Source organism: Kitasatospora xanthocidica (assembly GCF_014656195.1).
GTDB classification, from domain to species: Bacteria; Actinomycetota; Actinomycetes; order Streptomycetales; family Streptomycetaceae; genus Kitasatospora; species Kitasatospora xanthocidica.
The window spans coordinates 40,678-53,361 of the sequence record NZ_BNBY01000011.1 but is presented as its reverse complement, the minus strand read 5'-3'; the positions used below and the strand labels follow the sequence as shown (position 1 = coordinate 53,361).

Genomic DNA, 12,684 nt, shown 5'->3' with positions numbered 1-12,684 from the left:
GTCGCTCGGCGGGGCCCGACGGGTTCCGGCGGAGGGGGGCTCAGGTCCGTCCCGCGATCAGCCCGAGCCGGCCGTCGAAACGCCGGTAGAGCACCCGCCCGCGGCCGTTGACCGGGTCGGCGAAGAACAGGAACGGCAGCTCGGCGCCCACCAGCCGGTCGACCGCCCCCGCCTCGGTCAGCCGGGGCGCGCCGTGCGGGCTGAGCGTGATCGGCGCGGTCCGGCGGCCGGGCGGACCGGCGGCGACCGTACGGGCGAGGCGGTAGCCGGTCGGCCCGACCCGGTAGACGACCGCGTCCGTCTCGGTGGCCGGATCGGTGAACAGGTGGATGTCGTAGTCCATCGCGTCCATCGTCCGGGCGGCGGCCTCCGGTGAACACCACACCAGTGCGGGCTCCTTGCGCCGGACCACCCGGGCCGGACGGCCGGCCTCACCCGGCGGAACGACCGGGACGGAGGGGACGGCCGCCGGGCCGGTCGGCCACGGGTGCGGGGCCCAGGCACCGGTGACGGCCCCGATCCTGCCGCGCAACGCCTCGACGACCCGGTCGAGCGAATCGCCCAGCCCGGCCGCGACCTCCTGCACCCGGATCCGCCGGCCGTCCACCTCGGCGTTCACCTGCGCCAGCACACCCCCGGCCACCGCGGCCAGCCTGACCCGCAGGGCCTCCACCAGCGTCCCCACCCCGGGAGCCGCCGCCGCGGCGGCGACCCGGGCCCGTGCTTCGGCCAGGACCTCGCCCGGCAGTCCCTCGCACGCCCCCACCACGACCAACTCGCCCATCACCCAAGCCCTTCCAGTCCCGTCCGGCTCATCCCGCCGACCAGGATCCCCATCCCGGGGCATCCGGGCAAGGGCACAACGACCCCACCCCGCAGGCCCGCCGGGCGCCGGCCCGGGGCCGGAGAGGTCCCGGAGCGGTGGCGGGGCCGGGGCGGTGGCGGGGCCGGGGCGGTCAGTGGAGCTGGGTGCGCAGCCAGCCCTTGACCTCGGGGGTGACCGGGTCGGTGATGTCGGCGAAGTCGTCGTGCTTGGTGAGGAACTTGGCGACGTACGGGCAGATCGGCACGATCCGCTTGCCGGCCGCGCGGACGTCGGTGAGGGCGTCCTGGACGAGGCGGGAGGCGAGGCCCTGGCCGGCGAAGGCCTCGTCGATCTCGGTGTGGTAGAAGACGCGCTGCTCCTCGTGGTCCCGGTACTCGGTGAAGCCGGCGAGCTCGCCGTCCACGAGGATCTCGTACCGGTGCCGCTCGTCCGCGCGCTCGACGACGGTGCTGGTGGGAGTGGTCACGGTGGGGCCCTTCGGTCGTGCGGAGAGTCGCTGAATCGATGAAGTCGATCATGGGCATCCTGCCAGGCCGCCCCCGGCCGGGTCATCCCCCTCCATGCACAGCCCGGGGCTCCGCTCCTGGAACCAAGGGCCCCGCCCGGCGCCGACGCGCGCTCACCGCTCCTGCCGGCCGCGTTCGGCCCGGTCCCCGCCGTCGGGCGGCCCGCGGTGGCCGCGCAGGTCGCGGAGTTCGCCGACGACCGCCCAGGCGACCGACACCACCGGCACCGCCACCACCGCGCCCAGCACGCCGGCCAGGACGGCGCCACCGGTCACCGACAGCGCGATGACCACCGGGTGGAGCCGTACGGACCAGCCGAGCACCAGCGGATGCAGCAGGTGCCCCTCGAGCTGGCCGATGATCACGATCAGGGCGAGCACCAGCAGCGCGATCACCGGGCCGCGCGCCGCCAGGGCGACCACGGCGGCGATCGCCAGGGCGATCGGGGAACCGATCAGCGGCACGAGCGCCGCCACGAACTCCAGCACCGTCAGCGGCAGCACCAGCGGCACCCTCAGCACCGCCAGGGCGATGCCGACCAGCACCGCGTTGGTCCCCGCCACGATCAGCACGCCACGGGTGTAGCCGGAGAAGGTGCGCCAGGCCGCCCGCCCGGCCCGGTCCCAGACCGTACGGCTGCGGGCCGGCAGCTGCCGCTGCGCCCAGGACCACATCCGGTCGCCCGAGTGCAGGAAGAACACCGAGCAGAACACCGCGAGCGCGAGCCCGGTGACCAGCTCGACGGCCCGGCCGGCGCCGCTGAGCGCGGTGCTGATCAGCGTGGACCGGTGCGCGGCGATGAAGTCGCCGATCTTGGCCCGCAGGTCGGTGACCGTGCCGGGACGCAGGTGGAGGGGCGCGCCGGTGAGCCAGTGGTCGATCCGGCCGAGGCCGCCGCGCAGCTCGTTGCCCAGCCGGCTCCACTCGTCGGCGACGGTGGTGCCGACCAGCGTCAGGACGCCGCCGATGACCGCGACGCTGCAGAGGAAGGCGAGCAGGACGGCCAGCGAGCGGGGCATCACCCTGGCCAGCAGGTCCACCGGCGGGCGCAGCACCGAGGTGACGACCAGCGCCACGAACAGCGCGATGACCGGCAGTTCGAGCCGGGCCAGGACGTCGACGGCCAGGTAGGCGCCGACGCCGAGCAGCCCCAGCCGCCAGGTGTACCCGGCGGCGGTCCGCAGCCCGGACGGCACCCGGTCGACGGTGGGCGCCCGGTCACCGGGGCCCGCCGGGCCGGTGCGCCGCTGCGCCACCCGGGGGCGGCGGCTGCCCAGCGGCACGGCCCGTCGGCCCGGCCGGGCGGAACCGGGGCGCTCACGCCCGGGGCGGGGGCTCACCCGCGCCTCGCGCCCCGGCCCCGGCGGTGGGGAACCGCGCGGCCCGTGACGGTGACCCTGCTGTTCATGGAAGCCTCCCGGGTGGAAGTCCTGCACCCAGCCTCTCTCCGGCCGGGGCCCCCGCGCACCCGCCCACCGGTGCGTGTAGCCGCGTCCGGACGGGGCAAACGCGGAGCGTGTCCAGCGGTGCGGCGCCGAGGAGGGGCGGCGCGGGCTGTCCGGGAAAGGCCGACCGTCCGTGTACAAGCGGCCCGGCGCGGGAGGAGAATCGACTACACAGGGTGGGGGAGAGAAGGAGGCGGTCATGAGAAGCCTCACGCGCCGCTACGCGGTGACGCTCCCCGGCCGGATCGGCGGGCACGCTCCACCGGCCGTCGTCGTCGTTCACGAGACGCATGCCGTGGGGCCCGACGGAGGCCTCGTCTGGGAGAGCGCGGACGGTGGACTCCGGGTGGAGATCAGAAACGAGGTGGCCACCGTCCTGGCCGCCCGAGGAACCGGCAGCCGGCACCCGTGCCTGCCGGCCGTACCACTGCCCTGACGGACGGGCACCGGGCCGAGCGCCGTGACCGGTGACGTCACGGACCGCTACCGGGCGGTGGCCGCCAAGGCCTCACGCACGGTGACCAGGCAGGGGTCGCAGTACCGGTCCGGCCCGGCCGGGTCGGCACCGTCCCCCGGCGGGACGACACGCTGGGACGGTTCGAGGAACCGCCCGCACAGCGACGACGACGCGTCGTCCTTCGCCACCACGTGCCACACCACGGCGGGCGGCGACACCGCCGGGTCGTGCTCGGCCCACATCTCGTACACGGCGCTACCTCCGGATCGCAGGGGCTCGGTCAGTCCATGCAACCCCCTGGTCCTCCGAACGGCCACCGGGCCGGACCCGCACGGCTGACGTCGCACCGAAGGAACCCCAGCCGGTGCACGGCTGGGGTTCCTCCGCCCGGGGTGGCGGGTGTCGGGTGGTCGGTCAGCGGACCGGTCGGGTCAGCGCTGCAGGGTGAGCAGGCCCGGCCGCCAGGGCAGCTGGTCGTAGGGGCCGGTGGCGGTGGGGGACTTGCCCTGGTAGAGGAGCTGGAGGTTGCAGGGGTCGATGGTCATGGTCTGGTCGGGGTTGTTGCGGACCAGGTCGCCGTGGCTGATGTCGTTGGTCCAGGTGGCGCCGCTGTTGGCCTTGCCCGCGAAGGGGTTGCTCTCGGTGGCCGCCTGGGGGGTCCAGGAGCCGTTGAGGCTGGTGGCGGTGAACGAGCGGAAGTAGCGCTGCTCGTTCGCCCCCCGGGCCTCGACGATCATGAGGTACTGGTTCTGGTCCTTGACCTTGTAGACCTGGGGTGCCTCGAAGAGGTTCTTCACCGTGTCGCTCATGACCGTCGTGTAGGACGAGCCGAAGTTGCCCGGGAAGTTCCCGATCGGCATGCTCGCCCGGTAGATGCTGCCGTTGTCACCGGCGAAGAACAGGTACATGTTCTGGCCGTCGGCGATCAGGGTCTGGTCGATCGGGGCGGCGTTGGGGATGGAGCCGGTGAACAGCGGCTGCGGCGCGGACCAGCCGTTGGGGTTGGTCGGGTCGCTGGAGGTGCGGTAGATGAACGGCCACTGACCCCACTGGTACGCCAGCACCCAGATGTTCTTGGGCGCGAAGTAGAACAGCGTGGGCGCCACGGTGGCCTGGCCCATACCGGTCTGCCCGGCCGAGGCCATGTCCGACCAGTTCGAGAACGGGCTGAACATCATCGACCCGTACGACGACCCCGACACGTTCGACGCGTAGACCAGGTGCTTGCCGTTGTAGACCACGTCCGTGAAGTCCTTCACCGACGCCCACCCGTGCGCCGGCTGCGCCAGCACGCCCGAGGAGGACCAGCGGTAGGACGACGGAAGGGCGCACGTGCCGCCCGGCGGGGTCGAGCCGGACAGGCCGGTCCAGTTCTGGTTGCTGCCGCCGTTGCACGTCCAGAGCTCGACCGCCGTGCCGTTGGCCGTACCGGCGCCCGTGACGTCCAGGCACAGTCCGGACTCGACGCCGACCACGGTGCCGTCGGTGTTCACCCGCCACTGCTGGTTCGCGGCGCCGCTGCAGGCCCAGATCTGTACCCGGGTGCCGGCCGTGGTGGCGTGGTTGGGAACGTCCAGGCACTTGTTGCCGTACACGGTCAGCTGGTTGCCGGAGGCCAGCGTCCACAGCTGGTTGGTCCCGCCGGAGCAGTCGTAGATCTGCAGGGACGCGCCGTCGCTCTGGCCGGCGTTCTGCACATCGAGGCACCGGCCGGAACCGACACCGCGCAGGGCGCCGCTGGTGGCAGCCTGGGCCGGGTTGGCGACGAGCATCGCCGCCAACGCCACCACGGCCGCGAGGACGGCGGTGAGCACCGTGGACAGCTGCCTGCGGTGGGAACTTCGTCTGCGCATGGGGACCTCTCTCGGTGAACGTACGGAACTGCCGCACGGCCGTGTGAGCGCTCACATCCGAGCGCTGACAGTCGAGTGCCGCTGCGGGCTCCGTGTCGCGATACTGGGTGGGGTGTCGCATCCCCCGGCGGCTCGCGGGGGTCTTCCGGTGGTACGGAGGGATCCGGCGGAGGCACGTGCCCGTGCCCGTGCCGCTCAGCTCATTTGAAGTTCCAGTGCTGGTTGGCGCCGCCGTTGGAGTCCCAGATCTGGACGGGGGTGCCGTTGGCGCTCTGGCTACCGGGGGTCTCCAGGACCTTCCCGCTGGCGACGTTGGTGAGGGTGTAGGAGCCGTCGCCGTTCTTGGCGGCCTTCCAGTGCTGGTTGGCACCGCCGTTGTTGTCCCAGACCTGCACCTTCGTGCCGTTGGCGGTCTGGGTTCCGGGCTCGTCCAGGACCTTCCCGCTGGCGACGTTGGTCAGGGTGTAGGAGCCGTCGTTGTTCTTGACGGCCTTCCACTGCTGGTTGGAGGCGCCGCCGCCGTCCCAGATCTGGAGCGGGGTGCCGTTGCCGTTCTGTCCGGCGGGCTGGTCGAGGACGCGTCCGGCGCCGGCGCCGGTGAGCGTGTAGACGCTCCCGGAGACGATGCCCCCGTCCGGGTTGCCGCCGCTGCCGCCGCCCAGGGCGGTGAGCGCCGCTCCGTAGGCGGCCTTCTTGTTGCCGTTGTTGTCGAACAGCAGCGGGTTCTCGCCGCCGCGCCAGGAGTCGCTGTCGCGGATGCCCCAGACGGTGATGCCCGTGCAGCGGGCGACGTCGAGGCAGGCCCGGACGGTGTCGGCGTACGCGGAGGCGGGGGCCTGGGCGATGTCGAGCTCGGTGAGCTGGACGTCCACGCCGAGCGCGGCGAAGCTGGACAGGGTGGTCCGGAAGCTGGCCGGGGCGCCGCCGGAGCCGAAGTGGCTCTGGAAGCCGACGCAGTCGATGGGGACGCCGCGGGCCTTGAAGTCCTTGACCATCCGATAGACGCCCTGGGTCTTGGCGTCGGACCAGTTCTCGATGTTGTAGTCGTTGTAGCAGAGCTTGGCCGAGGGGTCGACGTTCCGCGCGGTGCGGAAGGCCTCCTCGATGAAGCCGTCGCCCAGCACGTCCTGGAAGACCGAGCTGCGGTGCCGGCCGCTGCCGTCGTCCGCGAAGGCCTCGTTGACGACGTCCCAGGCGTAGATCTTGCCCTTGTAGTGGGACGCCTCCTGGGTGATGTGGTTGTTCATCACGCCGCGCAGGGTGTTGGCGTCGTTGATGGAGCGGACCCAGCCGGGCAGCTGGGAGTGCCAGACCAGGGTGTGGCCGCGCATCTTCTGGCCGTGCGCGGAGGCATGGCCGACGATCGAGTCGGCGGGGCCGAAGTTGAACGACCCCCGGGAGGGTTCGACGGTGTCCCACTTCATCTCGTTCTCGGGAGTGATCATGTTGAACTCCCGGTCGAGGATGCCCGAGTAGGTCGGGTCCCCGAGCCTGCCCGAGGCCACCGCCGTACCGAAGTAGCGGCCGCTGCCGGCCGCCGCCGCACCGAGCGTGGTCGCCCCGGCGCCGTGCGCCGCGGGGATCGCGGTGACCGCGGTGACCGAGCTGACGGCCAGGCACGCGGCCGCGGTCAGGACCTTGCGGGGGCGGATCCTCTTGTTGAGCCATGGCATGACGGATCGTTCTCCTTCTGGGTGGGGGGATGTCTGCGCGGCGGACGGCGACCCGGCGCCTCGTCCTGGCTCCGGGGCCGTCTGTTAGCGCTAACAATTCACGGCGGACGCACGCCCTGCCGGACGGGTTCGGGAGGAACCTCCGGCAGGAGACGCGTGCGGTCAGTACGTCGTGCGGCGGCGGACCGTCAGCTCGCGGTGCAGGAGACCGTCGGCCACGTGGTGCTGCCGTTCTTCATGATGGTCATGCCCCAGTTGTTGCCCGCGCCGTTGGGGGTGGCGACGAGGGTCTGGGCGTCGGGGTAGGACGTGTTGACGTTCCAGGTCGAGCCGACCTTCTCCGGGGAGGGGACCTTCACGGTCACCTTCCAGGCGCTGGATCCGGTGACCGAGACGTTCAGGTTGTAGCGGTCGCTCCACGAGTCGCCGGCCGAGAGCGCCGCCGTGCAACCGCCTCCGCCGCCACCACCGGTGGAGGAGCCCAGCGTGATGTTGGAGCTGCCGCTGCTCTGGTAGCCCTCGGTGGCCATGACCTCGTAGTTCATGGTGCCGAGGTTCATGCCGGACCTGGCCCAGGCGTCGAAGTGGTTGCCGACGGTGATGGTGCCGCCGGTCCGCTTGGCCTGACGGACGCTCCAGTACTGGTTGAAGGTCCTGATGCCCTCGATGGAAGGGGCGTTGTAGCGCGTCGTCTCGTAGATGTCGTAGGTGCCGCCGTCCGTGGTGACGGTGCCCTTGTACGCGCCGGTCGGCTTGTACGAGCCGTAGTTCTCGACGACGTAGTACTCGACGAGCGGATTGGTGCTCCAGCCGTAGAGCGACAGGTACGCGTTGCCGTTGGTGCTCCACGTGCCCGAGTAGGTCACCGGGTTGCGGGACCCGGTGCTCCAGCCCTTGCCGGCGACGAAGTTGCCCGCGTTGCTCCAGGAGGTGCCGTAGTTGCCACCGCCGTTCAGGGACATCGAGGCGGCACCGGAGCCCTCGGTCCAGAACGTGTAGAAGTATCCGCCGTCGGTGCCGGTCTGGTTCGTGGAGATGGTCGCGGCCTCGGCGGTGCCGGGCAGGAGGAGGACGGCCGCGAAGGCCGGCGCGAGGAGGCGCGCTTTGCCGGCGTGTCGCCGGACGCGGCCGGTCGTACGGTTCTTGGGGTGGGAGGAGTTCACGACGGTGATCCGTCCTGCCGAGGGTGGAGGTGGGGATGGGCGCAGCCCTGCGCCACCGATGGCCGCGGAACAAGGGGGGACGGCCGGACGGCGTCGCGAGGCGGTGCACGGGATCGACTCGTCGTCGACGTCGCTGACCCCGACGTCGGTTGGCGAACGCGCCCTGGATCCAAGGCCGTTCGGACTTGTCGACGGCGACAGTGTTGGCCTGGGTCCGACAAGCTGTCAACGCTTTCGGTCGAAAACGCGACAGATTCGCCGGGTCTCGCGCGAGTCTCCGCGGGCAAAGGCCTGGCCGGACGCCGTGCATCCCGAGGCGGGCCCGAGGGCTTGACCAACGCCTTACCGACTCCGGTGGCGGTCGCCCGCGCCGCGGAGCGCAACTCGCGAGGAGATACCGCGAAATTTTCGCGGCCTCAAGCAGACTCCCCGGTGAAAGTTTCGAGAGTTGGGGCCGGGGGCCGAGGGCCGGGAGTCGGGAGTCGGGAGTCGGGAGCCGGGGCCGAGCCCCGGCTCCGCTCAGCGCGGGGCGGGCGCCACGGTGCTGGAGCGCACCACCAGGGTGGTCGACAGTTCGAGGCGGGTGGGGGTCGCCGGGGCCTCCCCGCCGCGGAGGGCGAGGACCAGACGGGTCGCCTGTTCGGCCATCTGGCGCAGGGGTTGGCGGACGGTGGTCAGCGCGGGGCTGCTCCACTGCGCGATGTCCAGGTCGTCGTAGCCGACGACGGACAGGTCCTCGGGCACGCGCAGGCCGCGCACCCGGGCGGCCTCCATGACTCCGAGCGCCTGCAGGTCGCTGCCGGCGAAGATCGCGGTGGGCCGGTCCGGGAGCTCCAACAGCCGCTTGGCCCGGGTGAATCCGCCCTCGGCGTGGAAGTCGCCGAAGGCGGTCAGCGCGGGGTCGACCCCGAGGCCGGCCATGGACATCGCGGAGCGGTAGCCGTCCAGCCGGGCCAAGGAGCAGAGGGTGTCCTCGGGGCCGGTGACGATGGCGATGCGCCGGTGGCCGAGTTCGATCAGGTGCCGGGTGGCGGCGAGACCGCCGGCCCAGTTGGCCGAGCCCACCGAGGGCACGTCCGGGTCGGGGTTGCCGGCCGGGTCGATGATCACGAACGGTATCGACCGCGCGCGCAGTTGGCGCTTGAGCTCGGGCGGCAGGCTGGAGAAGACCAGCACCACGCCGAGCGGGCGCCGGCGCAGCACCGCGTCGATCCACTCCGGCCCCGGGGCCTGGCGCGAACCGCTGTGGGTGACCACCATCGCCGCTCCGTGCTCACTCGCCACCGCCTCGACGCCGCGCAGGAGTTCCATCGCCCAGAGGCTGTCGAGCTCGTGGAAGACGATCTCGACGAGGGGCGCCTCACTGCTGCTGCGCGCGGCGCGCCGGTAGTCGTGGTCGCGCAGGACCCGCTCGACCCGGACGCGGGTGGGCGCCGAGACGTCCGTGCGGCCGTTGAGGACTTTCGAAACCGTCGAAACGGAGACCTCGGCCTCGCGCGCGATGTCGGCGAGCGTCACCCGTCCCAGTTCATCGCCCTTTTCCATGGACGCAGCATAGGGCACAGGCGGCGCAAGGGAGTTGGCGCATCACGCTTCAGTAACCCTCGGTGCGAGGGGTTGACCCGAAACATCCTCGCAACCTAGCGTCCCGGCGGGGCAGGGATTTCGTGAAGCGAATCGAAACTTTAGGAGTCCTGATGAAGAGACGCGCTTTCGCCGTTGCACTGGGCCTGACCGTGGCCGTGGTGGGGATGACCGCCTGCGGCAGCGGCGGATCCTCCGCCGGCGGGGACTCCGGCACGATCCACGTCCTGGTCTACGGGGACGCCAGCAACAAGGTCGAGAAGCAGCTGGTCGAGACCTTCAACAAGACCTCCAAGGTCAAGGCCGTGCTGGACACCATCCCCGGCGCGGACTACCAGCCCAAGCTCAACACCATCATCAACACCCCGCAGGCGCCGGACGTCTTCTTCAACTGGGGCGGCGGCAGCATCCAGCCCTACGTGAAGTCCGACCTGCTGCTCCCGCTGGACGACATGATCGCCGCGGACCCGGGGCTGAAGAGCAACTTCCTGCCCTCGGTGTTCAACACCGCGGTCATCGACGGCAAGTCCTACGGCATCCCGATGCGCGGCACCCAGCCCGTGCTGCTGTTCAACAACAAGAAGGTGCTGGCCGACGCGGGCCTGAGCGTCCCGAAGACCTGGGACGACCTGCTCAACGCCGTCCGGGTGCTCAAGGCCAAGGGCGTCACCCCGTTCGCCCTCGGCGGCGGCGACCAGTGGCCGACCCTGATGTGGTACGAGTACGTCTTCGACCGCGTCGCGGGCCCCGAGCTGTTCCAGAAGGCGCTGTCCGGCGACAAGAGCGCCTGGGAGAGCGAGGACGCGAAGAAGGCCCTGGGCATGCTCAAGCAGCTGGTCGACGCCGGGGCGTTCGGCTCGAACTTCGACTCCGTCAAGTTCACCGACGGCGGCTCCCCGGCCCTCCTGGCCAAGGGCAAGGCGGCCTTCGAGCTGATGGGCTCCTGGGAGTACGCCACCCAGCAGGACGCCAGCCCCGACTTCGCCAAGGGCGACCTCGGGTACAGCAGCTTCCCCAGCATCGCCGGCGGCAAGGGCGACCCGGCCAACGTGGTCGGCAACACCAACAACTTCTACTCGGTGCTGAAGAAGAGCAAGCACCCCGAGGCGGCGGCCGCCTTCCTGAAGCTCATGTACTCCGACGAGTTCGTGAAGGCGCAGCTGGCGATCGGCAACCTGCCGACCACCACCGGCACCGAGCAGTTCCTCTCCACCGCGGCCAACCCCGACTACTCGAAGTACCAGTACGACCTGGTCAAGGCCGCCCCGTCGTTCCAGCTGTCCTGGGACCAGGCGTACCCGCCGGCCGCCAACACGCCGATCCACGTCGCCGTCCAGCAGTTCCTCAACGGCAAGCTCGACGTGAACGGCTTCATCAAGGCCATGCAGGCCCTGCCGGCCTCCTGAGGGGAATCGCCATGAGTGCTTCCTCCTTCGTGTCCCGGTCCGGCCGCCGCCCGCGGGCGGGGAGCCGGACCGGCGTCGGGGTGACCCGCCCGGGCCTCGTCTGGGCGGTGCCCGCGACCGTGTTCTTCCTGCTGTTCGCGATCGTGCCGCTGGTGCTGGTGGCGGTGCTCTCCTTCACCAGCTGGAACGGCGTCGACGCCCCCCGGTTCAACGGCCTCGCCAACTGGACCAAGCTGCTGCACGACCCGGTGATGACCCAGAGCATCTGGCTGACCCTGGTGCTCACCGCGGCCGGCGTGGTCGTGCAGACCCCGGTGAGCATCCTGCTGGGTGTGTGGGCGGCCGGTCACCAGCGCAACCGCGCGGTGCTGTCCGCGATCTTCTTCGTCCCCCTGCTGCTGTCCGCGACCGCGGTCTCGGTGGTCTGGCGCGCCATCCTCGACCCCAACTTCGGGGTGCCCTCGCAGCTGGAATGGCTGTTCGGGGACGGCAATCTGATGGGCAGTCAGAGCGGCGGCGTCGCGGTGCTCACCTTCGTCGGCATGTGGCAGTGGACGCCCATGCACGCCCTGCTCTACCAGGGCGGCGCCCGGGCGATCCCGCGGGTGCTCTACCAGGCCGCGTCGATCGACGGCGCGGGCAAGGTGCGGCAGTTCTTCCACATCACCCTGCCGCAGCTGCGCAACACCGCCATCACCTCGGTGATCCTCATGGTGGTCGGCGGGCTCACCACCTTCGACACCGTCCTCATCCTCACCCAGGGCGGCCCCGGTACCGACACCACCAACAGCGCCTACTACATGTACCAACAGGCCTTCAAGAGCTTCGACTTCGGCGCGGGCTCGGCCATCGCCCTGGTCCTCGTGGTGGCCGCCACCCTGATCTCGCTCGCCGTCGTGCGCCTGTCCGGCTACGACAAGATGCGCAGCACCGCGGAGGGACTGTGATACGACGGCGCCCGAACTACCTCGCCGGACTCGGCTCGCTGGTCTGGCTGGCCCTGGTGGGCTTCCCGCTGTACGTCCTGCTGATCGCGACGTTCCGGACCCGCGCCAACTACTCCTCGCAGGGTCCGCTCACCTTTCCCTCGCAGCTGACCCTGCAGAACTACCTCGACGACTTCTCCAACGGCTTCGGCCAGGACTTCCTCAACACGCTCCTGGTCACCGTGAGCGTGGTCGCGATCGTGCTGCTCGTGGTGCCCCCGCTGTCCTACGCGATCGTACGGGCCCGGGGCAGGACCATCGGCACCGTCTTCCGGATCTTCCTGCTGGGGCTGGCGATCCCGGCCCAGGCCGTGATCGTGCCGATGTTCTACGTCATCAGCAAGGCCGGCCTCTACGACCACCTGATCGGCGTCATCCTGCCCACCGCGGCGTTCTGCCTGCCGGTGTGCACGCTGGTCCTCACCGGCGCCATGCGGGACATCACCGGCGAACTCTACGAGGCCATGGCCATGGACGGGGCCTCGCCGTGGCGGGTGTTCTGGCAGCTGGTGCTGCCGCTGTCCCGGGGCGGCCTCTCGTCCGTCGTGGTCTTCGCCGCGCTGCAGGCGTGGAACGGCTTCCTGTTCCCCCTGATCCTCACCCAGTCGGAGAGCACCAAGGTCATCACCCTCGGCCTGTACAACTTCCAGACCGAGCACGGCGTCGACGTGCCCGGCCTGCTCAGCGCCGTCGTGCTGTCGATGCTCCCCGTCTTCATCGTCTACCTGTTCGCCCGACGCGCCTTGGTCCAGGGCCTCATGGGCGTCGGAGGAAAGTGACCGGCA

Annotated in this window: 12 protein-coding genes; 4 read left to right on the top strand and 8 right to left on the bottom strand. The window is 71.0% G+C overall.

Annotated elements, in window-relative coordinates; translation table 11 throughout:
• Window positions 1-40 precede the first annotated feature (40 nt).
• The 3 genes from IE332_RS20820 to IE332_RS20810 form a co-directional block, all read right to left on the bottom strand.
• Window positions 41-784 carry a sigma 54 modulation/S30EA ribosomal C-terminal domain-containing protein gene (locus IE332_RS20820; protein ID WP_229928761.1) on the bottom strand — a complete coding sequence of 248 codons (744 nt, stop codon included), beginning with the start codon at window positions 782-784 and terminating at the stop codon, window positions 41-43.
• Window positions 785-956: 172 nt separating this feature from the next.
• Window positions 957-1,292, bottom strand: a complete 336-nt coding sequence (locus IE332_RS20815; protein ID WP_189918600.1) for a GNAT family N-acetyltransferase — start codon at window positions 1,290-1,292, stop codon at window positions 957-959.
• Window positions 1,293-1,445: 153 nt separating this feature from the next.
• Window positions 1,446-2,672, bottom strand: coding sequence for an AI-2E family transporter (locus tag IE332_RS20810; protein ID WP_229928760.1), 1,227 nt, complete (start codon window positions 2,670-2,672; stop codon window positions 1,446-1,448).
• 304 nt (window positions 2,673-2,976) lie between these two features.
• Between IE332_RS20810 and IE332_RS20805 the strand changes: the two genes are divergently transcribed.
• The gene (locus IE332_RS20805) at window positions 2,977-3,213 is read left to right on the top strand and encodes a DUF6296 family protein (RefSeq protein ID WP_189918596.1); all 237 of its coding nucleotides are present in this window, start codon (window positions 2,977-2,979) and stop codon (window positions 3,211-3,213) included.
• Window positions 3,214-3,260: 47 nt separating this feature from the next.
• Here the strand turns inward: IE332_RS20805 and IE332_RS20800 are convergent, their stop codons facing one another.
• The 5 genes from IE332_RS20800 to IE332_RS20780 all read right to left on the bottom strand — a co-directional run bounded on the left by IE332_RS20800 (window position 3,261) and on the right by IE332_RS20780 (window position 9,468).
• Entirely contained in the window at window positions 3,261-3,485 is a 225-nt protein-coding gene (locus IE332_RS20800) for a hypothetical protein (protein WP_189918594.1), read from the bottom strand.
• Between the two features lie 180 nt (window positions 3,486-3,665).
• The gene (locus IE332_RS20795; protein ID WP_189918592.1) at window positions 3,666-5,087 is read right to left on the bottom strand and encodes a non-reducing end alpha-L-arabinofuranosidase family hydrolase; all 1,422 of its coding nucleotides are present in this window, start codon (window positions 5,085-5,087) and stop codon (window positions 3,666-3,668) included.
• Between the two features lie 200 nt (window positions 5,088-5,287).
• Window positions 5,288-6,760, bottom strand: a complete 1,473-nt coding sequence (locus IE332_RS20790; RefSeq protein WP_189918591.1) for a glycoside hydrolase family 10 protein — start codon at window positions 6,758-6,760, stop codon at window positions 5,288-5,290.
• A gap of 188 nt (window positions 6,761-6,948) precedes the next feature.
• On the bottom strand, window positions 6,949-7,923 hold the full coding sequence (locus IE332_RS20785) for a glycoside hydrolase family 11 protein (protein WP_373313777.1): 975 nt from the start codon (window positions 7,921-7,923) through the stop codon (window positions 6,949-6,951).
• A gap of 519 nt (window positions 7,924-8,442) precedes the next feature.
• Window positions 8,443-9,468, bottom strand: a complete 1,026-nt coding sequence (locus IE332_RS20780; RefSeq protein WP_189918590.1) for a LacI family DNA-binding transcriptional regulator — start codon at window positions 9,466-9,468, stop codon at window positions 8,443-8,445.
• Between the two features lie 152 nt (window positions 9,469-9,620).
• On the opposite strand from IE332_RS20780, the gene IE332_RS20775 reads away from it, so the two are divergent.
• From IE332_RS20775 to IE332_RS20765, 3 genes are read left to right on the top strand one after another with little or no spacing between them, the layout of a single operon-like run.
• Window positions 9,621-10,913, top strand: a complete 1,293-nt coding sequence (locus IE332_RS20775; RefSeq protein ID WP_189918589.1) for an ABC transporter substrate-binding protein — start codon at window positions 9,621-9,623, stop codon at window positions 10,911-10,913.
• Between the two features lie 11 nt (window positions 10,914-10,924).
• Window positions 10,925-11,860 carry a carbohydrate ABC transporter permease gene (locus IE332_RS20770; RefSeq protein WP_189918581.1) on the top strand — a complete coding sequence of 312 codons (936 nt, stop codon included), beginning with the start codon at window positions 10,925-10,927 and terminating at the stop codon, window positions 11,858-11,860.
• The gene (locus tag IE332_RS20765) at window positions 11,860-12,678 is read left to right on the top strand and encodes a carbohydrate ABC transporter permease (RefSeq protein ID WP_189918932.1); all 819 of its coding nucleotides are present in this window, start codon (window positions 11,860-11,862) and stop codon (window positions 12,676-12,678) included. Before IE332_RS20770 ends, IE332_RS20765 begins: the two co-directional genes overlap by 1 nt.
• Window positions 12,679-12,684 lie beyond the last annotated feature (6 nt).

Excerpts from the sequence above, each read along its gene's own strand:
- IE332_RS20775 (WP_189918589.1), top strand. The coding sequence starts at position 9,621 with ATGAAGAGACGCGCTTTCGCCGTTGCACTGGGCCTGACCGTGGCCGTG.
- IE332_RS20780 (WP_189918590.1), bottom strand. The coding sequence starts at position 9,468 with ATGGAAAAGGGCGATGAACTGGGACGGGTGACGCTCGCCGACATCGCG.
- IE332_RS20770 (WP_189918581.1), top strand. The coding sequence starts at position 10,925 with ATGAGTGCTTCCTCCTTCGTGTCCCGGTCCGGCCGCCGCCCGCGGGCG.
- IE332_RS20795 (WP_189918592.1), bottom strand. The coding sequence starts at position 5,087 with ATGCGCAGACGAAGTTCCCACCGCAGGCAGCTGTCCACGGTGCTCACC.
- IE332_RS20805 (WP_189918596.1), top strand. The coding sequence starts at position 2,977 with ATGAGAAGCCTCACGCGCCGCTACGCGGTGACGCTCCCCGGCCGGATC.
- IE332_RS20790 (WP_189918591.1), bottom strand. The coding sequence starts at position 6,760 with ATGCCATGGCTCAACAAGAGGATCCGCCCCCGCAAGGTCCTGACCGCG.
- IE332_RS20820 (WP_229928761.1), bottom strand. The coding sequence starts at position 784 with ATGGGCGAGTTGGTCGTGGTGGGGGCGTGCGAGGGACTGCCGGGCGAG.